Raw genomic sequence first — 18,440 nt, 5'->3', positions numbered from 1 at the left:
GGGTCCCGCGCGCGCATCGGCGCACGCGGGACCCGGTGGGGCTAGTAGCGGTCGATCGCCGGGGGCTCCGGGGTGTCGATGACCGTGCCGGCCGTCGCCTCGAACAGGCGCGCCCAGGTGCCGTCGTCGTAGGCCTCCTGCAGCGTGTCGTTGATGAACGTGCGGAACGCCTCGTCGCCCTTGGCGATGCCGATGCCGTAGGGCTCCTGGGTGAAGGTCTCGCCGCCGCCGACGAGCTTGAACTCGCCCTCGTTCTGGTCGATGAAGCCGGAGAGGATCACGTTGTCGGTCGTGACCGCGGACACCTGGCCGTTGCGCAGCGGGTCGAGGCACTTGCTATACACGTCGGTCGGCACGACGACGGCGCCGAAGGTGGCCTCGATGTTCGCGGCGGGGGTGGATCCGGCCACGGAGCAGACCTGCTTGCCGCGCACGTCCTCGGGCGTGTTGATCGTGGTGTCGTCCGCGAGGACCATGAGCGCCTGGCCGGCGACGTAGTACGGTCCCGCGAAGCCCACGACCTCCTTGCGCTTGTCGTTGATCGTGTAGGTCGCGACGACCGCGTCGACCGAGCCGTTCTGGATGAAGGGCTCGCGGTTCGCGGACACCGTCTCCGTGAACGTGATGCCGTCGAACGGGATGCCCATCTTGCTGGCGATGAGCGCCGCGATCGCGACGTCGAAGCCCGCGGGCTTGCCGTCGAGGCCCGCGAGGCCGAAGAGCGGCTGGTCGTACTTGGTGCCGACCTTCATCTCGCCCGCCGCCGCGAGGCGCGCCATCGTGGTGCCCTCGTCGAAGGTGGGGTTCTCGGTGAGCTCGAGCTTGTAGGGGCCGTCGCCGTTCTCGGGAGCGTTCGTGCCGGCGTCGATGCCGCTGTTCGACGCGCTGCCCGCGGCGCCGCAGCCGGTGAGGGCGACGACGACGATCGCAGCGGCTGCGGCGATGGTCAGTTTCCTGTTCTTCATGGTTCCCGTTCCTTGGGTGGTGAGGTGGATGACGGACGCGATGGGGATCGCTCGTGGTGCGAGGTGCATGGTGCGGGTCGTGCCGGTGGTGCGGCGCCCGGACGCGCCTGCCTCGGCGGCGTCCGGATGCGGGTGCGGGAGGGCGCGTGCCCTCCGCGCGTCAGTGGGCGAGGATCTTCGAGAGGAAGTCCTTCGCGCGCGGGCTCTGCGGGTCGTCGAAGAACGCGCTGGGCGTCGTGTCCTCCTCGATGGCGCCGTCGGCCATGAAGATCACGCGGTCCGCGGCCTTGCGGGCGAAGCCCATCTCGTGGGTGACGACCATCATCGTCATGCCGTCCTTCGCGAGGCCGACCATGACGTCGAGGACCTCGGTGATCATCTCCGGGTCGAGGGCCGATGTCGGCTCGTCGAGCAGGATCAGCTTCGGGTCCATCGCCAGCGCGCGGGCGATCGCGACGCGCTGCTGCTGGCCGCCGGAGAGCTGGGCCGGCATCTTCTGCGCCTGGTTGGCGACGCCGACGCGGTCGAGGAGCTCCATCGCCCGCTTCTCCGCCTCGGCCTTGCCCTGCTTGCGCACCTTGATGGGCCCGAGCGTCACGTTCTCGAGCACGGTCTTGTGCACGAAGAGGTTGAAGGACTGGAAGACCATGCCGACGTCCGCGCGGAGGCGCGCGAGCTCGGCGCCCTCGGACGGGAGGTCCTGGCCGTCGATCGTGATGGTGCCGTCGTCGATGGTCTCGAGCCGGTTGATCGCGCGGCACAGCGTCGACTTGCCCGACCCGCTGGGGCCGATGACGACGACGACCTCGCCGCGGTTGACCGTGGTCGAGATGTCCTTGAGGACGTGCAGGTCCCCGAAGTGCTTGTTGACGTGGGATACGACGACCAGGGGCTCGCCGACCGCTGCTGCGGCGGGCGAGGCGGGGTCCGCCGTCGGGCTCTGCTCCATGCGAACACCATATCCATGACGGTGTTTCGTCCGCGTTTCCGCGGGGCATCGTCACCCCATCGTGACGCGGTGGCCGCGTTTGCGCAGATCAGAGGCGGTGTCGACGCGGGTCGCCACGGCTGACGCGTGAGTGGTGTCCGACGCGGGATGGTCAGGCGCGCTGGGCGAACGCGGACTCGTAGAGACAGACGGAGGCGGCCGTCGCGAGGTTCATCGACTCGGCCTGGCCGTAGATCGGCACGACGACGGCGCGGTCGGCGAGGGCGAGGTGCTCGTCCTGGAGGCCGCGGGCCTCGTTGCCGAAGAGCCACGCGGTGGGGCCCGCGAGGCCGCCCGACGTGCGCTCCGCGAGGAGGTCGTCGCCCTTCACGTCCGCGGCGAGGACCTGCAGCCCAGCGGCCCTGACCCGCTCGAGCACGGCGTCGAGCTCGGGCATGATCGCCACCGGCAGGTGGAAGAGCGAGCCCGTCGTGGCGCGCACGACCTTGGGGTTGTAGAGGTCGACGGAGCGGCCCGTGAGGATCACCGCGTCGGCTCCCGCGGCGTCGGCCGCGCGGATGATGGTGCCCGCGTTGCCGGGGTCGCGCACCTCCTCGAGGATCGCGATGAGGAGCGGCTCGTCGCCGAGGATCTGCTTGAGCGACGTCGGGAACTGGCGGCACACGCCGACGACGCCCTGCGGGGTGACGGTGTCGGCCATGGACGCGATGACGTCCTCGGTGACGAACTCGACCTCGATGCCCGACTCGCGGACGGCGCGCGCGAGGTCCGGGTAGCGGTCGAGGGCCGTGGGCGTCGCGAACAGCTCCTGGACGAGGTCAGGTCGGAAGGCGAGCGCCTCCGAGACGGCCTGCGGCCCCTCGAGGAGGAACAGGCCCGTGTCGGCGCGCGCATCCCGCTTCGCGAGCTTGGCGACGCCACGGACACGCGGAGAGCGGGGGTAGTCGAGCATGCCTGCAACACTAACGGCGCGCCCCCTGATGGGGACGCGCCGTCGGCGGTGGAGTGGGACGTGCTAAGCGTTCGCCGCGACCTTGGGGGCCGAGGTGTTCGCGGGCAGGGCGGTCTTGGCCGTCTGCACGAGCGACGCGAAGGTGGCGGGCTCGTGGACCGCGAGCTCCGCGAGGATGCGACGGTCGACCTGGACGCCGGCCAGCGAGAGGCCCTGGATGAGGCGGTTGTACGTGAGGCCGTTCGCACGAGCGGCGGCGTTGATGCGCTGAATCCAGAGGCGGCGGAACTCGCCCTTCTTCGCACGGCGGTCGCGGTACGCGTAGACGAGGGAGTGGGTGACCTGCTCCTTGGCCTTGCGGTACAGGCGCGAGCGCTGCCCGCGGTAGCCGGCGGCGCGCTCGAGGATGACCCGACGCTTCTTGTGGGCGTTGACGGCCCTCTTGACTCTTGCCATTTCAGTGATTCCTATTCGAGTTCAGGTGTCGCGGACGACGAGGGGCCTAGCGGCCGAGGAGCTTCTTGGCGACCTTCATGTCGGCCTTGGCCAGGGGCTGGTCCTGGTTGAGTCGCGCCTTGCGCTTGGAGGACTTGACCTCGAGGTTGTGTCGCATGCCCGCCTGCTGCTTCATGATCTTGCCGCTGCCGGTGACCTTGAAACGCTTCTTGGCACCTGAGTGCGTCTTCTGCTTAGGCATTGTTCTCTTCTCTCGCTTCTCGTGCGCTCGCCTTGGTGGCGTCGCGCTTCGCGTTGGCCTCGGCCTTGGCCTCGGACTTGTTCTTGTGCGGTCCGATGACCATGACCATGTTGCGGCCGTCGATCGTGGGGGTGGACTCGACGCTGCCGAACTCGGCGACGTCCTCCGCGAACATCTTGAGCAGTCGCACGCCCTGGTCCGGACGCGACTGCTCGCGCCCGCGGAACAGGATCATGGCCTTGACCTTGTCGCCGTCCTGCAGGAAGCCCTCGGCGCGCTTGCGCTTGGTCTCGTAGTCGTGCTTGTCGATCTTCAGGCGGAAGCGCACCTCCTTGAGGATGGTGTTCGCCTGGTTGCGACGCGCTTCCTTGGCCTTCTGCGCGGCCTCGTACTTGAACTTGCCGTAGTCCATGATCTTCGCCACGGGGGGCTTGGAATTGGGCGCGACCTCGACGAGGTCGAGGTCGGCTTCCTGCGCGAGCCGGAGTGCGACGTCGATGGATACGACGCCGACCTGCTCGCCTGCTGGGCCAACGAGGCGAACCTCGGGAACTCGGATTCGATCGTTGGTACGGGGATCGCTGATGGACTGCTCCTATTCGTGTCTTCGGGTGGCCCGGCGGCTCGTGAGCCGCTCGGATTCGAGACGAGGAGAGTTCTTCACCAGGGTGCGACGGATCCGTCGTACTCGGCAACACGCCCTTTGCCCGCACTTCCGTGGGGCCCCCGCCTGAGCGGGGCTCCCGTCGTGCGGTCCCGGTGAGGGGAGCCGTTCGGACGGGGGAGCGAAATCGACCCGGTAACCTAAGGAGGCGGTCAAGCGCGGGTGGGAGATCAATCCTCTTTCGAACCGGGACTGTGACAGCCCCGGAGCCGTCGATCAGCATAGCAGACGCCGAGCCCGCCCCGGAAGGGCGGGCGCCGACCGGGTCCCGCCGCCGTCCGCCGCCATCCTGCCGCCCCGAGCACGAGGACTGAAATGACCGATCCGACCCCCGACCCCGCGACGACCCCGACCGACGCGCACGTCCACCGCTTCGAGGAGCCCGACGTCGCGACCGGCTCGCCCGCCCCCGCCGCGGGCGCCGCCGACGACGACACCGCCGACTTCGTCGCCGACCAGTACGCGCGCGACATCGCGGAGGTCTCGGCCGTCGAGGTCATCACGACCACGGCCGTCCACCTCATGAGCGCCGCCGCCGTCAAGTGCGGGCTCGCCGACGACCCCGCGACGCAGACCGACCTGGCCGAGGCGCGGAAGCTCATCATCTCGCTCGCGGGTCTCGTCACCGCCGCATCGCCGGAGCTCGGCGACCAGCACGCGCGCAGCCTCCGCGACGGGCTGCGCTCCCTGCAGCTCGCCTTCCGCGAGGCGTCCCCGTACCCCGACGCCGTCGGCAAGGGCCCGGGCGAGAAGTACACGGGGCCCGTCTCCTAGGCGGACGGCGCCGGACGGCGCCGGCTGTACGCGGCTCCGGCTCCTCGCCGCTCCGGTTCCTGGCGGCCTCGGCGGCGGAGCGCGATGCGCGGCTCAGCCGGCCGACGTGATCCGGAGCCCCATGCTGTCGACGCGGTCGGCTAGCACCGCGCTCCGCGACCACTCCCCCTGCAGCCGCGCGAGCAGCGCATCGAGCGCCGTGCGGTCGAGCCCGTCCACGAGCTCGAGCACGATCATCAGCTCAGGCCCCTCGAGGCGCGCCCGGGGATCACCCGGCGCCGTGCGCAGGGACACGACCGCGGGCTCCTCGACGACGCTCGCCTGGAGCGCCGCGGCGACGTCGGGATCCTCGGGGCTGGGGATCCACGGCAGCGACCGCGCGACGGCCCACACCGCCGGCCGGCGCAGCACGAACTCGGTGTCCGACATCGGGTCGACGACCACGAGGTCGGTCTCCTCGCTCGCGGCGGCCAGCGCCATGCGGACGGCGTCGGCCGGCACCGGACGCGCCTTCGCGTTCCACCTGCCCATCGCGGCGACGGACGTGAAGACGGGCATGACCGTGCGACCGTCGGGACCGGCGACCGTGATGATCGACAGCTCGGCGCTCTTGTCGGCCCTCAGCCCGTGCGCGCCCTCGCCCTCGTCGCCCAACCGGGCGACCAGCGGGATCAGCAGGCGCGCGTCGCGGAGGGCGTCCACGACCTCCGCCTGCCCGGCCTCGCCGCGACCGTGCCGCGCGAGCGCCTCGGCGACCGCGGGCGGCGCGGAGCCGTCGTCATCCGGGAACGGGGTCGGCTCGAACGACCGGCCCGCCCAGGGGGTCCCGGCCGAGTCGGCGTGCGGAGTGGATCCGGTCATCGCTCCCCGGCGACGTCGAGCGCCTCGCCGAGCGTGAACGCACCGGCGTAGAGGGCCTTGCCGACGATGGCGCCCTCGAGGCCGAGCGGCACGAGCTCGCGCAGCGCCTGGATGTCGTCGAGGCTCGAGACGCCGCCGGACGCGACCACGGGGCGCTCGGTGCGCTCGAGCACGTCGCGGAGCAGCTGGAGGTTCGGGCCCTGGAGCGTGCCGTCCTTGGTGACGTCGGTGACCACGTAACGAGCGCACCCGGCGTCCTCGAGGCGCTCGAGCACCTCCCAGATGTCCCCGCCGTCCTGCGTCCAGCCGCGCGCGGAGAGCGTGCGGCCGCGGACGTCGAGCCCGACCGCCACGGCCTCGCCGTGCTGCGCGATGACGCTCGCGGCCCACTCGGGGTTCTCCAGCGCCGCGGTGCCGAGGTTGATGCGCGTCGCGCCGCTCTCGAGCGCGACGTCGAGAGAGCGGTCGTCGCGGATGCCGCCGGACAGCTCGATCTGCACGCCGTCGATGGCGCGGATCACGCGGGAGATGACCGACAGGTTGTCGCCGCGGCCGAACGCGGCGTCGAGGTCCACCAGGTGGAGCCACTTGGCACCCTGCTCCGCCCAGTCGCGGGCGGCGTCGACGGGATCGCCGTAGCCGGTCTCGGTTCCGGCCGCGCCCTGCGTGAGCCGCACGGCCTGGCCGCCCGCCACGTCAACGGCGGGCAGCAGGGTCAGACGGGGGGTGCTGGTGAACTCGCTCATGGGGGCCTTCCATCGATGGGCTCGGACGTGCGGGATGCCGCGCGGGGACGGCGGGTCGGGCGGGTCAGGCGGCGCGGAGGGTGCCGAGCCAATTCGCGAGCAGCCGGATCCCCGCTGCGCCCGACTTCTCGGGGTGGAACTGCGTGGCGGTGAGCGGGCCGTTCTCGACGGCGGCGACGAACCGCTCGCCGTGCGTAGCCCACGTGACGCGGGGCGCGGGCAGCGGCGGGAGCGGGTCGATGCCCCAGGCGCGTGCGGCGTACGAGTGCACGAAGTAGAAGCGCTCCTCCTCGAGGCCGGCGAACAGCGCGGATCCCTCGGGGACCTCGACGCTGTTCCAGCCCATGTGCGGGAGCACGTCGGACTGGATCCGGTCGACCGTGCCGGGCCACTCCCCCAGGCCCGCGACGTCGACGTCGCGCTCGACCCCGCGGTCGAACATGACCTGCATTCCGACGCAGATGCCGAGGACGGGACGTCCGCCGGCGAGACGGCGGTCGACCACGCGGTCGCCTCCGGCAGCGCGCAACGCGGCCATGACGGCGGAGAACGCCCCGACACCCGGGACGAGGAGTCCGTCGGCCTCATGCGCCCGCCTGGGGTCTCCCGTCAGCTCGACGTCGGCGCCGGCCAGCTCGAGCGCCTTGACGGCGGAGTGCACGTTGCCGCTCCCGTAGTCGAGGACGACGACCGAGGGGCGCGTCACAGCGCGCCCTTCGTGGACGGGATGCCGGACACGCGCGGGTCGAGCTCCTTCGCCTGGCGGAAGGCGCGCGCGAACGACTTGAACTCCGCCTCGGCGATGTGATGCGGGTCGCGGCCGCCGAGCACGGTGACGTGGACGGTGAGCCCGGCGTGGAAGGTGATGGCCTCGAAGACGTGCCGGACCATGGATCCGGTGAAGTGACCGCCGATGAGGTGCATCTCGAACCCGGCGGGCTCGCCCGAGTGGACGAGGAACGGACGGCCGGAGATGTCGACGACCGACTGCACCAGCGCCTCGTCGAGCGGCACGAGCGCGTCGCCGAAGCGCGCGATGCCGGACTTGTCGCCGAGCGCCTCGCGGATGGCCTGACCGAGGACGATCCCGATGTCCTCCACGGTGTGGTGCACGTCGATGTGCGTGTCGCCCGTGGCGGTGACCGTGAGGTCGGTGAGCGAGTGCTTCGCGAACGCGGTGAGCATGTGGTCGTAGAACGGCACCGACGTGCTGATCTCGGAGGCACCGGTGCCGTCGAGGTCGAGCCGGAGGTCGATGCTGGACTCGCTGGTCTGCCGCGTGACGTGCGCGGTGCGCGCGAGGGTGCTCATGGCTTCTATGCTACCGATCGGTTGACCCCGGCCGCCGCGCTCCCGGCCGCCACCGGGAGCGCGACGACGGACCGCGCCGGGCGTGCGACGACGCCCGAGGATCAGTGCGCGTACTGGGCGGGGACGGCGAGCTGCTGGCCGGCCGCGACGTCCGAGGTAGGCAGCCGGTTGAGGTCGACGACCGAGGCGATGACGTCCCGCGGGTCGGCCGACGGCGCGATCTCCTCGGCGAGGTCCCACAGGGACTGGCCGCTCGAGACGGTGACGTACTCGAACGTCGTGCCCGCGGCGTCCTTCGACGCGACGGCCGCGCCGCCGTTGAGGGCGACGAGGCCGGCACCGAGCGCGAGCGGGGCTGCGACCAGTGCGGTGAGGACGAAGCGCCCTCGACGCGTGATGCGCAGGCGCGTGCGGGGCACGACGGCGGCCTCCGCGACGGCGGCGTCGGATGCGGAGGACGTGACGGCGGGGGACGTGACGGCGGGGGTGGTGGCTGCGGTGTTCATGGTGACCTCTCGTGCAAGACGGTGGGGCGTCGATGCGACGCACCCGGCGGTGCAGTGCGGTGCGGCATGCGATGCGGGTCCGGCAGCTCGCACCCGGCTCTCGGCCGGGAGAGCCGGGTGCGAAGCTGTGTTCCGAACATACATTCGAAACGAGCCCTCCGCAAGCCCTCATCGCCTCGATCCGGCCGCCGAGCCCACGACACGCTCGAACAGGTGTTTGTCCGAGGTGCGTCGACTGGATACAGTTTCGAGTGCCTGGTGTCCATTCCATCGGGCACCACCGACATCGCCCCGCGAGGGCGTCGGCCCGCCGGGTCGACCGTGCCGCGGAGGCGTCGGCGACGAGAGGCGGGCCGTGGCATGACGGACGAGCGAGCAGCGGGAGGCGGCGCGACGAGGCGTCGCAAGAGCCTCAGCGAGAAGCAGATCTCGATCCTGGAGTTCATCCAGCGCACCATCGCCGGCCAGGGCTACCCGCCGAGCATGCGCGAGATCGGCGACGCCGTCGGCCTCGCGTCGCTCTCCAGCGTCACGCACCAGCTCAACCAGCTCGAGCTCTCCGGCTACCTCCGGCGCGACCCGAACCGGCCGCGCGCCCTCGAGGTCCTCATCGACCTGCCCGGCACCGGTACCGCGGAGAGCGGCGAGCCGTCGACCCCGGTGGGCGACGCGGCCATGGTGCCCATGGTCGGACGCATCGCCGCCGGCATCCCCATCACCGCCGAGCAGATGGTCGAGGAGGTCTTCCCCCTCCCCCGCCAGCTCGTCGGCAAGGGCGACCTCTTTATGCTCCGTGTCGTGGGCGACTCCATGATCGACGCGGCCATCTGCGACGGCGACTGGGTCGTCGTCCGGCAGCAGAAGACCGCGGAGAACGGCGACATCGTCGCGGCCATGCTCGACGACGAGGCCACGGTCAAGGTGTTCCGCCAGCGCGACGGCCACACCTGGCTGCTGGCGCGCAACAGCGCGTTCGAGCCCATCCTCGGCGACTTCGCGGAGGTCGTCGGCAAGGTCGTCGCGGTCATGCGCTCCGTCTGATCCCCGCGCACGACGTACGAAAGCGGCCGGTCCCCGAGGGGATCGGCCGCTCTGCTGCGTGCGGTGTCGCGGATCAGGCCGCGGGCGCCACCGCGTACGCCTGGACCTGGGCCTGCTGCTCGGCCGTCACGAGCGCCCGCACGCGCGTGCCCTCCTCCACGTACGAGGTCTCGAGCACCTTGGCGCCGTCGTGCAGCATGGCGACGACCTCGCCGTGCTCGAACGGCACCAGGAGGTCGACCTCGATGGTCGGCTGCGGCAGCAGCTCGGCGATGCGCCGACGCAGCTCCTCGACGCCCTCGCCGGTGCGCGCGGAGACGAACACGCCCTGCGGCGCGAGGCCCCGGAGGACGACGCGGTCGTCCGCCGACGCCAGGTCGCTCTTGTTGAAGACGACGATCTCCGGGATGGCCGACGCGTTCACCTCGGCGATGACCTCGTGCACGGTCGCGAGCTGCGCTCCGGGATCCGGGTGCGACGCGTCGACGACGTGCACGAGCACGTCGGAGTCCGCGAGCTCCTCGAGCGTCGAGCGGAACGCCTCGACGAGCTGGTGCGGGAGGTTCCGCACGAAGCCGACGGTGTCGGCCAGCGTGTAGAGCTGCCCCTGGTCGGTCTCGGTCTTGCGGACGGTCGCGTCGAGGGTCGCGAAGAGCGCGTTCTCGACGAGCACGCCCGCCTTCGTCACCCGGTTGAGGAGCGACGACTTGCCGGCGTTCGTGTACCCGACGATCGCCACGGACGGCACGGAGTGCCGGTCGCGGTTCGCGCGCTTGGTGTCGCGCGCGGGCTTCATCGCCGCAATCTGCTTGCGGAGACGCGCCATGCGCGTGTTGATGCGCCGGCGGTCGAGCTCGATCTTCGTCTCACCCGGTCCGCGCGATCCCATGCCCGCGCCCGCGCCGCCCACCTGTCCACCGGCCTGGCGCGACATCGAGTCGCCCCAGCCGCGCAGACGCGGGAGGAGGTACTGGAGCTGCGCCAGCTCGACCTGCGCCTTGCCCTCACGGCTCTTGGCGTGCTGGCTGAAGATGTCGAGGATCACAGCGGTGCGGTCGATGACCTTGACCTTCACCACGTCCTCCAGCGCGCGCCGCTGGCTCGGGGCGAGCTCGGTGTCGGCGATCACCGTGTCGGCGCCGACCGCGGCCACCAGGGCCCGCAGCTCCTCGGCCTTGCCGCGGCCGAAGTAGGTGCTGGGGTCCGGCGTGGGGCGGCGCTGCAGCAGTCCGTCGAGCACGACGGCACCCGCGGTCTCCGCCAGGGCGGCGAGCTCGCGCATGCTGTTCTCGGCGTCGTCGACGGATCCCTGCGAGTACACGCCGATGAGCACGACGTTCTCGAGCCGCAGCTGCCGGTACTCGACCTCGGTGACGTCCTCGAGCTCGGTGGAGAGACCCGGGACGCGGCGGAGCGCCTGCCGATCGGCGCGCTCGCTCTGGTCGCCGTCCGACCCCTGCTCCGTGTCGGGTGCCGCGGACAGCGCCTGCGCGCCGGATCCGCGGAAGAGGGCGTATCCGGCCGAGCGGTTCTCCGCTCGGCCGAGGACGCGCGCGACGACGTCGTCCCGGTCGATGTTCTCGGTGGACGTCGTCGTCGTGTCCGCGGGCTCGTGGTCGTGCCCGTCGTGCGTTGTCATGTGCTCCCATCGTAGCGTCGGCGTCCGGTATCGTCCCGTGCATGGCCGACGCGCATTACTTCTCCTCGTCGCCGGCCGGGCCCCTGCGCACCCGCACGATCACGGTCGAGCTGGGCGGACGGATGGTCGACGTCGAGACCGCGGGCGGTGTCTTCAGCCCCGAGCACGTCGACCAGGGCACCCTGGTGCTGCTGCGCAACGTCCCCGCGCCCCCTGCCGAGGGGCATCTGCTGGACGTGGGCTGCGGCTGGGGTCCCGTGGCGCTCGATCTGGCGATCAGAGCGCCGTCGGCCACCGTGTGGGCGGTCGACGTGAACGAGCGGGCGCTCGAGCTGACGCGGGCGAACGCCCGGTCCCTCGGTCTCGACAACGTCAACGCCGTGCTCCCCGGGGATGTTCCCGAGGGCCTCTCCTTCGCGACCGTGTGGTCGAACCCGCCGATCCGCGTCGGCAAGGAGGTGCTGCACCAGATCCTGCTCGACTGGATGCCGCGGCTCGCGCCGGACGCCGACGCGTGGCTGGTCGTGCAGCGGAACCTCGGATCCGACTCGCTGCAGCGCTGGCTGGTCGACGCCCTGCCCGCGGGCCTCGAGACGACGCGCGCCGCGTCCAACAAGGGGTTCCGGGTGCTGCGGGTGCACCGCAGCGCGGACTCCTAGCCCGACCCCGCCAGCCCCACCGCGGCGAGCATGCCCGGGATCTCCCGACGTGCCAGCCGACACGACGATCGGATCAGGCCAGCGCCACGACCCCGTCGAAGACGAGCTCGGCGGGACCGGAGAGTCCGACGTGCTCGCCGTCCTCGGTCGGGAACATCCGCACGCCCAGCACGCCGCCCGGCAGCTGCACGCGCCACTGGTGCGGCGCGGCGGCGCCGGCCCAGTGCCGGATCGCCAGGGCGGCCGCCGCGGCGCCCGTGCCGCAGCTCAGCGTCTCGCCGCTCCCCCGCTCGTGCACGCGCATGGTGATGTGGCCCACACCGTCCACGATGAGCGGATCCGCGGGCACCACGAGCTCGACGTTCGCGCCCTCGGCGGGCTCGGGATCCAGCTGCGGCGCGAACGCGAGGTCGGCCTCCGCGAGCTCGTCCTCGCTCGACAGCGCGACGACCACGTGCGGGTTGCCCACGTCGATGCCGAGGCCGGGACGCGCGACCTGCAGGTCCTTGGCGCGCACGAGCGGCTCGCCGCCCGCGAGCGCCCAGCGGCCGAGGTCGACCTGGAAGCCGGATCCACTGCGCTGCACGTCGCGCACGCCGGCGCGCGTGCCGATGGGGACCGTGCGTCCCGGGGGCAGCTCGATGAGCCCGTTCTCGATGAGGAAGAGCGTGAAGACGCGGATGCCGTTGCCGCACATCTCGGCGGGGCTGCCGTCGACGTTGCGGTAGTCCATGAACCACTCGGCGTCCGGGTCCTCGTCGAGAGCGGCACGGCCCTCGGGGATGCGGCTCGAGAGCACCGCGCGGATCGTCCCGTCGGCGCCGATGCCGAAGTGGCGGTCGCAGAGCGCCTGGACCTGCGTGTCGGTCAGGTCGATCTCGCCCGCGGGATCCGCGAACAGCACGAAGTCGTTGCCCGTGCCCTGGCCCTTGGTGAACTGCAGGTCTGCCATCCCGCCAGCCTACGGGCGCGCCGCCGGGAGGGCGTCGAGCGCGTGCTCGAGCAGGCGGTCGTCGCGCGCGTCGAGCCGCACGGCGTCGGCGTAGCGGCCGAACCACGACACCTGCCGGCGCGCGTAGCGACGGGTGAGCGCGCGCGTCTCCTCCATCGCCTCCTCCTCGCTGAGCTCCCCTGCGAGCTGCCGTGCCGCCTGCGCGTAGCCGATGGCGCGGGAGGCGGTCACCCCGTCGGCCAGCCCGGCGGACAGCAGCCCGGCGACCTCGTCGACGAGGCCGTCACGCCACATGCCGGACACGCGGGCGTCGAGCCGCGGCACGAGCTCCTCGCGCGGCAGCGTGAGCGCCAGGATCCGCGCGGGATGCCACGGGCGAGGCTCGGCGGTTGCGCGCTCCGGCTGCGGACCGGTGATCTCGACGACCTCGAGCGCCCGCACGAGGCGCCGCCCGTTGTGCGCGCCGATCCGCTGGGCCGCCACCGGGTCGAGCTCGCGGAGGCGCCGGTGGATCATGCCCGGCCCGGTCGCCTCGAGCTCCCGCTCCAGGCGCTGCCGGATCTCGGGGTCGGTCCCCGGGAAGTCGTAGTCGAAGAGCACCGACGAGACGTAGAGGCCGGAGCCACCCACGAGGATCGGGACGGCCCCGCGCTCGAGGATGCCGCCGATCGCCCTCCGCGCCTCCTCCTGGTACGCGGCGACCGTGGCCTCCGCGGTCACGTCGAGGACGTCGAGCATGTGGTGCGGCACGCCGCGCCGTCCGACCTCGGGCAGCTTGGCCGTGCCGATGTCCATCCCCCGGTAGAGCTGCATGGCGTCGGCGTTGACGATCTCCGCGGCGCGGCCCTCCGCCCGCAGCCGCTCCGCGATGTCGAGGGACAGCGCGGACTTGCCGGTGCCGGTGGCGCCGACGACCGCGACGATCGGGGTCACGCGCGGTGTCGCGGGTGCGCGGACCCGTCGCCCACGGGCGCGGACGTCGAAGCTGTCGTCGGCACGCGGAGCGTCGGCAGTCCGAGCGACACGCGCGGCGCAGCGCCAGCGCTCGCGCCCGTCGCCGGAGTCGGCACGCCGCAGGAGTCGGCCTGTGCCCGCTCCCATGCGTCGCCTGCGCGGGTGCGGCGGATGCGCAGCGGGGCGCCGTCCACCGAGTCCGCGATGAGGTGGAACGGCGCCGCACGGGTGACCTCGACGTCGACCGCGTCGCCGGGCCGCGGCTCGGCGCTGCCCTCGGGCACGTCGAGGTGCACGAGGCGGCCGTCCTGGGCGCGTCCGGTGACGCGGCGCGTGTCGCCGTCCTTGCGTCCCTCGTGCGCGCTCACGAGGACCTCGACCGTGCGGCCGACCACGCGCTGGTTCTCCTCGTGGCTGATGCGCTCCTGCAGAGCGGTGAGGCGCCCGTACCGCTCCTTCACGACGTCGGCGGGCACCTGCTCCTCCATCGTCGCCGCGGGGGTGCCCGGGCGGATGGAGTACTGGAACGTGAACGCGGAGGAGAAGCGGGCCGCCTCGACGACGCGGAGGGTCTCCTGGAAGTCCTCCTCCGTCTCCCCCGGGAAGCCGACGATGATGTCGGTCGTGATCGCCGCGTCCGGGACGCGCGTACGCACCCGGTCGAGGATCCCGAGGAACCGCTCGGACCGGTAGGAGCGGCGCATGGCCTTGAGGATCCGGTCGGACCCGGACTGCAGCGGCATGTGCAGCTGCGGCATGACCGCCGGCGTCTCGGCCATCGCGTCGATCACGTCGTCGGTGAAGGCGGCGGGGTGGGGGCTCGTGAAGCGGATGCGCTCCAGCCCCTCGATGGCGCCCGCGGCCCGCAGCAGCTTGCCGAACGCCTGCCGGTCGCCGAACTCGACGCCGTAGGAGTTGACGTTCTGGCCGAGCAGCGTGACCTCCACCGCGCCGTCGTCGACGAGCGCCTGGATCTCGGCGAGGATGTCGCCCGGTCGGCGGTCCTTCTCCTTGCCGCGGAGGGCGGGCACGATGCAGAACGTGCACGTGTTGTTGCACCCCACCGAGATGGACACCCACCCGCTCGCGATCTCGTCGCGCTTGGTGGGAAGCGTGGAGGGGAACGTCTCGAGGCTCTCCAGGATCTCCAGCTGCGCCTCGCCGTTATGTCGTGCGCGCTCGAGCAGGGTCGGCAGGGCGCCCATGTTGTGGGTGCCGAAGACGACATCCACCCACGGAGCCTTCTCGAGGACGGTCGCCCGGTCCTTCTGCGCGAGGCAGCCGCCCACCGCGATCTGCATGCCCTCGTGCCGGCGCTTGACACCGGCGAGGTGACCGAGGTTCCCGTAGAGCTTGTTGTCCGCGTTCTCGCGGACGGCGCACGTGTTGATGACGACGATGTCGGCCTCGGCGCCCTCGGCCGACACATAGCCGGCGGCCTCGAGCGAGCCGGTGAGCCGCTCCGAGTCGTGGACGTTCATCTGGCAGCCGTAGGTGCGGACCTCGTACGTCCGGGGCCGGTCGACGGAGGACGGGGCGGCGCGGACGTGCTCGGCGACGGTGCTCATGATGACTCGATCCTACGTGCGGAGCCGTCCGACACCGCCCGTGGGGAGGGTCAGCGGAACCGCACGCGGGACGAGCCGCGTCGCGTGGCGAGCGCTGCCTTCGCGGCGTCGCGCACGACGCCACCCCCGTAGCCGCGACGCATGAGGAACGAGGTCAGGCGCCGCTCGGCCGTCTCGTCGTCGTAGGAGGAGAGCTGCCCGACGCGCTTCATCGCGACCTCGGTGGCACGCGCGAGCTCATCGTCCGGCTGCTCCGCCATGGCCTCCTCGATGACCAGGGGATCGAGCTTGCGTCGGCGCATCTCCATCTCGACCGAGCGCCGACCGAGGCCCTTGCGGTCGAGGTGCGTGTGCAGGATCTGCTCCGCGAGCGCGGCCTCGTCGATGTACTGCAGGGACACGTACCTGGCGAGCGTCTCCTCCGCGATGTCCGGATCGATCTCCGCGCCGTCGAGCACCTCACGCGCCTCGGCGAGAGAGAGCCCGCGACCGCGCAGGCGGTTGGCGAGGACGTTGTCCGCCCGCCGCCGCTGGCGCTCGGGCGTGCGTTCCGCTGCGCGCTCCTCCTCGGCCTCCGCCTCGCGGCGCTCGTCCTCGACGCGGTCCTCCTCGAGCCGGAGCATGTCCTGCCGGTACGCCTCGTCCTGCTCGGCCTTGGCGCGCGCACGCTCGGCACGCTCCTGCTCGGCACGCCACGCGGCGGGGGTCGGGTCGTCCGCAGGCCCATCCTCGGCCGGAGGCACCTCCGGGAACGCGCCGACCGCGTCACCGCTGCCTCGTGCCGCCTGCGCCTCGGCCTCCGCGAGGACGCGCCGCGCCTCCGCGATGCGCTCCTGGGCGGCGAGGGCGCGACCGGCCTCCGACGCGTCGACGGCCGCGCCGATCGTCACGATGCCGTCGACCTCCGTGACCGAGCGTCCCCGTGACGGATGCGTCGGCTCGACGTGCGGCGCGGGTGGCTCGTCCACGGGCGGCGTGGACGCCACGAGCGGTCGGGCGGCCGCTCGACGCGAACGCCGGTCGGCGAGCGACGCGACGGGCGCGATCTCATCGGGCCCGGGGCCCGTGCCCTGCTCGCCCTCGGAGGGGAATCTGACCATGGTGCTTCCGTCCTCAGGAGGCCCGGACGTGCGTCACGCGGAGCGAGACGGCACTGTCGGGCCGGTGTCGTGCGGGGGCGGGGTGCGTCGTGGGACGCACCCCGCCGAGGGAGCGCCGGGTCAGGCGCTCTTGCGTGCGGACGCCTTGGGCGCCACGGCCACGACGGGAGCCGGCGCGGCGTCGGCCGCGGCAGCTGCGTCGGCGTTCGGGTCCTTCACGAGGCCGAGCTTGACCTTAATCTTCTGCTCGATCTCCGCCGCGATCTCCGGGTTGTTCAGGAGGTGCTTGCGCGAATTCTCCTTGCCCTGGCCCAGCTGGTCGCCATCGTACGTGTACCAGGCGCCCGACTTGCGGACGATCTCGTGCTCGACGCCGAAGTCGATGAGGCTGCCCTCGCGGGAGATGCCCGTGCCGTAGAGGATGTCGAACTCCGCCTGCTTGAAGGGCGGCGCCATCTTGTTCTTGACGACCTTGACGCGGGTGCGGTTGCCGACCGCGTCGGTGCCGTCCTTGAGGGTCTCGATGCGGCGGATGTCGAGGCGGACCGACGCGTAGAACTTGAGCGCCTTGCCGCCCGCGGTGGTCTCGGGGCTGCCGAAGAACACGCCGATCTTCTCGCGGAGCTGGTTGATGAAGATCATGGTGGTCTGCGTCTGGTTGAGCCCACCGGTGAGCTTGCGGAGCGCCTGCGACATGAGGCGCGCCTGGAGGCCCACGTGCGAGTCGCCCATCTCGCCCTCGATCTCGGCACGCGGCACGAGCGCCGCGACGGAGTCGATGACGACGAGGTCGATGGAGCCGGAGCGCACGAGCATGTCGGCGATCTCCAGCGCCTGCTCACCCGTGTCCGGCTGGGAGACGAGGAGCGCGTCGATGTCGACGCCGAGCTTCTTCGCGTACTCCGGGTCGAGCGCGTGCTCCGCGTCGATGAACGCCGCGATGCCGCCGGCGCGCTGCGCGTTGGCGATGGCGTGCAGCGTGAGCGTGGTCTTTCCCGAGGACTCCGGGCCGTAGATCTCGACGATGCGTCCGCGCGGGAGCCCACCGATGCCGAGCGCCACGTCCAGCGCGACGGAGCCGGTGGGGATGACGGCGACAGGCGCACGCTCGTCGCTGCCCAGTCGCATGACCGAGCCCTTGCCGAACTGCCGGTCGATCTGTGCGAGCGCGGTCTCGAGTGACTTCTCGCGGTCTGCCGATGATGCCATGGGGTGCTCCTCGTGTCGAAGGTGGGTTGCCTGCAGGCTGTCGCTCCGCTCCCGCTGGCCGCGGGGTCCGGTGCCGACAAGGCGACGGGTGATCTCCGCGAGGTGCACGTTATGCGGCGCCGCCGACATCGCTGCCGGAGGGGCCGGACCTGTGCAGTCCGCGCTTCGAATCGCTCCTGTGGGGAGACTACGCGCGTTCGAAGGAATATTCGAACGGCGCGCCGCGCGTCGGGGGCGGATCCGGTGCGATCAGGGGGCGGGAGGCGTCAGGCCCGCGGCTCGGGCACCCCTGCGCCGTTCCAGCGCGAGCGCGGCACGTCCTGCGCACGGCAGAGGGCGAGCCACACCTCACGGGCGGGCGTCCCGTCCTTCAGCGCCTGCGCGCTCGTGCGGCCGCCGAGCTCGCCGAGCACGAGATCAGAGACGAGCACCGGCCCGTAGCCGGAGCCGAACTCGTCGGAGACGGCCCGCTGGAACTCGCTCAGTCGCATGCCGACCACGCTACCCGCTGCCGTCTCGACGACGACGCCCCGCCCGTCGCGAGGACGGGCGGGGCGGGAGGTCGTGAGGAGGGGATCAGCGCGCGACGAGATCGCTGTCGAAACCGGCGACGAGGTCGTCGGGGATGGTGTCCGGGATGGGGTTGAGGCCCTCGATGACGGCGAGGCGATCGCCCACCTCGCGCATGATGACGGAGATGGGGGTGTCGAGTGCGTCGGCGACGGATGCGAGGATCTCGCTCGACGCCTCCTTCTGTCCCCGCTCGACCTCGCTGAGGTAGCCGAGCGCGACGCTGGCCTTGCTGGCCACCTGGCGGAGCGTGCGCCCCTTCTGCAGGCGGAAGTCCCGAAGGACGTCGCCGATCTCCTGACGGACTAGTACCACGGGAGCCT

General features: G+C 71.9%; 22 protein-coding genes. 3 read left to right on the top strand and 19 right to left on the bottom strand.

Annotation, left to right across the window (positions count from 1 at the left end):
* Window positions 1-41: 41 nt before the first annotated feature.
* The 6 genes from HDR73_RS14030 to infC all read right to left on the bottom strand — a co-directional run bounded on the left by HDR73_RS14030 (window position 42) and on the right by infC (window position 4,149).
* On the bottom strand, window positions 42-965 hold the full coding sequence (locus HDR73_RS14030) for a glutamate ABC transporter substrate-binding protein (protein ID WP_041464468.1): 924 nt from the start codon (window positions 963-965) through the stop codon (window positions 42-44).
* A gap of 160 nt (window positions 966-1,125) precedes the next feature.
* Window positions 1,126-1,914, bottom strand: a complete 789-nt coding sequence (locus HDR73_RS14025) for an amino acid ABC transporter ATP-binding protein (protein ID WP_012298619.1) — start codon at window positions 1,912-1,914, stop codon at window positions 1,126-1,128.
* A 151-nt stretch (window positions 1,915-2,065) separates the two neighbouring features.
* Window positions 2,066-2,866 (bottom strand): TrmH family RNA methyltransferase, encoded by an 801-nt coding sequence (locus tag HDR73_RS14020; protein WP_012298618.1) that lies wholly within the window; start codon window positions 2,864-2,866, stop codon window positions 2,066-2,068.
* A gap of 63 nt (window positions 2,867-2,929) precedes the next feature.
* Window positions 2,930-3,322 carry a 50S ribosomal protein L20 gene (gene rplT / locus HDR73_RS14015; protein ID WP_012298617.1) on the bottom strand — a complete coding sequence of 131 codons (393 nt, stop codon included), beginning with the start codon at window positions 3,320-3,322 and terminating at the stop codon, window positions 2,930-2,932.
* Between the two features lie 46 nt (window positions 3,323-3,368).
* Window positions 3,369-3,563, bottom strand: a complete 195-nt coding sequence (rpmI, locus tag HDR73_RS14010) for a 50S ribosomal protein L35 (RefSeq protein WP_012298616.1) — start codon at window positions 3,561-3,563, stop codon at window positions 3,369-3,371.
* Window positions 3,556-4,149 (bottom strand): translation initiation factor IF-3, encoded by a 594-nt coding sequence (infC, locus tag HDR73_RS14005; RefSeq protein WP_015490649.1) that lies wholly within the window; start codon window positions 4,147-4,149, stop codon window positions 3,556-3,558. Before infC ends, rpmI begins: the two co-directional genes overlap by 8 nt.
* Window positions 4,150-4,542: 393 nt before the next feature.
* On the opposite strand from infC, the gene HDR73_RS14000 reads away from it, so the two are divergent.
* Window positions 4,543-5,001, top strand: coding sequence for a DUF1844 domain-containing protein (locus tag HDR73_RS14000; RefSeq protein WP_012298614.1), 459 nt, complete (start codon window positions 4,543-4,545; stop codon window positions 4,999-5,001).
* Window positions 5,002-5,094: 93 nt separating this feature from the next.
* On the opposite strand, the gene HDR73_RS13995 is transcribed toward HDR73_RS14000, so the two are convergent.
* From HDR73_RS13995 to HDR73_RS13975, 5 genes are all read right to left on the bottom strand, one after another.
* On the bottom strand, window positions 5,095-5,862 hold the full coding sequence (locus HDR73_RS13995; protein WP_012298613.1) for an SseB family protein: 768 nt from the start codon (window positions 5,860-5,862) through the stop codon (window positions 5,095-5,097).
* On the bottom strand, window positions 5,859-6,608 hold the full coding sequence (gene priA / locus HDR73_RS13990; RefSeq protein ID WP_012298612.1) for a bifunctional 1-(5-phosphoribosyl)-5-((5-phosphoribosylamino)methylideneamino)imidazole-4-carboxamide isomerase/phosphoribosylanthranilate isomerase PriA: 750 nt from the start codon (window positions 6,606-6,608) through the stop codon (window positions 5,859-5,861). Before priA ends, HDR73_RS13995 begins: the two co-directional genes overlap by 4 nt.
* 64 nt (window positions 6,609-6,672) lie before the next feature.
* Entirely contained in the window at window positions 6,673-7,314 is a 642-nt protein-coding gene (gene hisH / locus HDR73_RS13985; RefSeq protein WP_012298611.1) for an imidazole glycerol phosphate synthase subunit HisH, read from the bottom strand.
* Window positions 7,311-7,919 carry an imidazoleglycerol-phosphate dehydratase HisB gene (gene hisB / locus HDR73_RS13980; protein ID WP_012298610.1) on the bottom strand — a complete coding sequence of 203 codons (609 nt, stop codon included), beginning with the start codon at window positions 7,917-7,919 and terminating at the stop codon, window positions 7,311-7,313. The genes hisH and hisB overlap by 4 nt, the downstream gene beginning before the upstream one ends.
* Window positions 7,920-8,020: 101 nt before the next feature.
* On the bottom strand, window positions 8,021-8,425 hold the full coding sequence (locus HDR73_RS13975; protein ID WP_041464466.1) for a hypothetical protein: 405 nt from the start codon (window positions 8,423-8,425) through the stop codon (window positions 8,021-8,023).
* A 360-nt stretch (window positions 8,426-8,785) separates the two neighbouring features.
* Between HDR73_RS13975 and lexA the strand changes: the two genes are divergently transcribed.
* On the top strand, window positions 8,786-9,466 hold the full coding sequence (gene lexA, locus HDR73_RS13970) for a transcriptional repressor LexA (RefSeq protein ID WP_012298608.1): 681 nt from the start codon (window positions 8,786-8,788) through the stop codon (window positions 9,464-9,466).
* Between the two features lie 73 nt (window positions 9,467-9,539).
* Here the strand turns inward: lexA and hflX are convergent, their stop codons facing one another.
* Entirely contained in the window at window positions 9,540-11,105 is a 1,566-nt protein-coding gene (hflX, locus tag HDR73_RS13965; protein WP_012298607.1) for a GTPase HflX, read from the bottom strand.
* Between the two features lie 41 nt (window positions 11,106-11,146).
* Here hflX and HDR73_RS13960 point away from each other — a divergent pair, with 41 nt between their 5' ends.
* Complete coding sequence (locus tag HDR73_RS13960; RefSeq protein ID WP_012298606.1) at window positions 11,147-11,764, top strand: class I SAM-dependent methyltransferase; 618 nt, start codon at window positions 11,147-11,149, stop codon at window positions 11,762-11,764.
* A gap of 73 nt (window positions 11,765-11,837) precedes the next feature.
* Here the strand turns inward: HDR73_RS13960 and dapF are convergent, their stop codons facing one another.
* The 7 genes from dapF to HDR73_RS13925 all read right to left on the bottom strand — a co-directional run bounded on the left by dapF (window position 11,838) and on the right by HDR73_RS13925 (window position 18,432).
* Complete coding sequence (gene dapF / locus HDR73_RS13955) at window positions 11,838-12,716, bottom strand: diaminopimelate epimerase (RefSeq protein ID WP_012298605.1); 879 nt, start codon at window positions 12,714-12,716, stop codon at window positions 11,838-11,840.
* Window positions 12,717-12,725: 9 nt separating this feature from the next.
* Entirely contained in the window at window positions 12,726-13,649 is a 924-nt protein-coding gene (gene miaA / locus HDR73_RS13950; RefSeq protein ID WP_012298604.1) for a tRNA (adenosine(37)-N6)-dimethylallyltransferase MiaA, read from the bottom strand.
* Window positions 13,646-15,238, bottom strand: a complete 1,593-nt coding sequence (miaB, locus tag HDR73_RS13945; RefSeq protein ID WP_012298603.1) for a tRNA (N6-isopentenyl adenosine(37)-C2)-methylthiotransferase MiaB — start codon at window positions 15,236-15,238, stop codon at window positions 13,646-13,648. The genes miaA and miaB overlap by 4 nt, the downstream gene beginning before the upstream one ends.
* Before the next feature lie 50 nt (window positions 15,239-15,288).
* Entirely contained in the window at window positions 15,289-16,338 is a 1,050-nt protein-coding gene (locus HDR73_RS13940) for a regulatory protein RecX (RefSeq protein ID WP_223842740.1), read from the bottom strand.
* 120 nt (window positions 16,339-16,458) lie between these two features.
* Window positions 16,459-17,547 carry a recombinase RecA gene (recA, locus tag HDR73_RS13935; RefSeq protein ID WP_041464465.1) on the bottom strand — a complete coding sequence of 363 codons (1,089 nt, stop codon included), beginning with the start codon at window positions 17,545-17,547 and terminating at the stop codon, window positions 16,459-16,461.
* 266 nt (window positions 17,548-17,813) lie between these two features.
* Entirely contained in the window at window positions 17,814-18,038 is a 225-nt protein-coding gene (locus HDR73_RS13930) for a DUF3046 domain-containing protein (RefSeq protein WP_041464906.1), read from the bottom strand.
* Window positions 18,039-18,123: 85 nt separating this feature from the next.
* On the bottom strand, window positions 18,124-18,432 hold the full coding sequence (locus HDR73_RS13925; RefSeq protein WP_012298599.1) for a helix-turn-helix domain-containing protein: 309 nt from the start codon (window positions 18,430-18,432) through the stop codon (window positions 18,124-18,126).
* Window positions 18,433-18,440: the final 8 nt, after the last annotated feature.

The sequence above is a fragment of the Clavibacter sp. genome (genome assembly GCF_014802555.1).
Taxonomy (GTDB): domain Bacteria; phylum Actinomycetota; class Actinomycetes; order Actinomycetales; family Microbacteriaceae; genus Clavibacter; species Clavibacter sepedonicus.
This window is presented reverse-complemented; position numbering and strand designations above follow the sequence as displayed.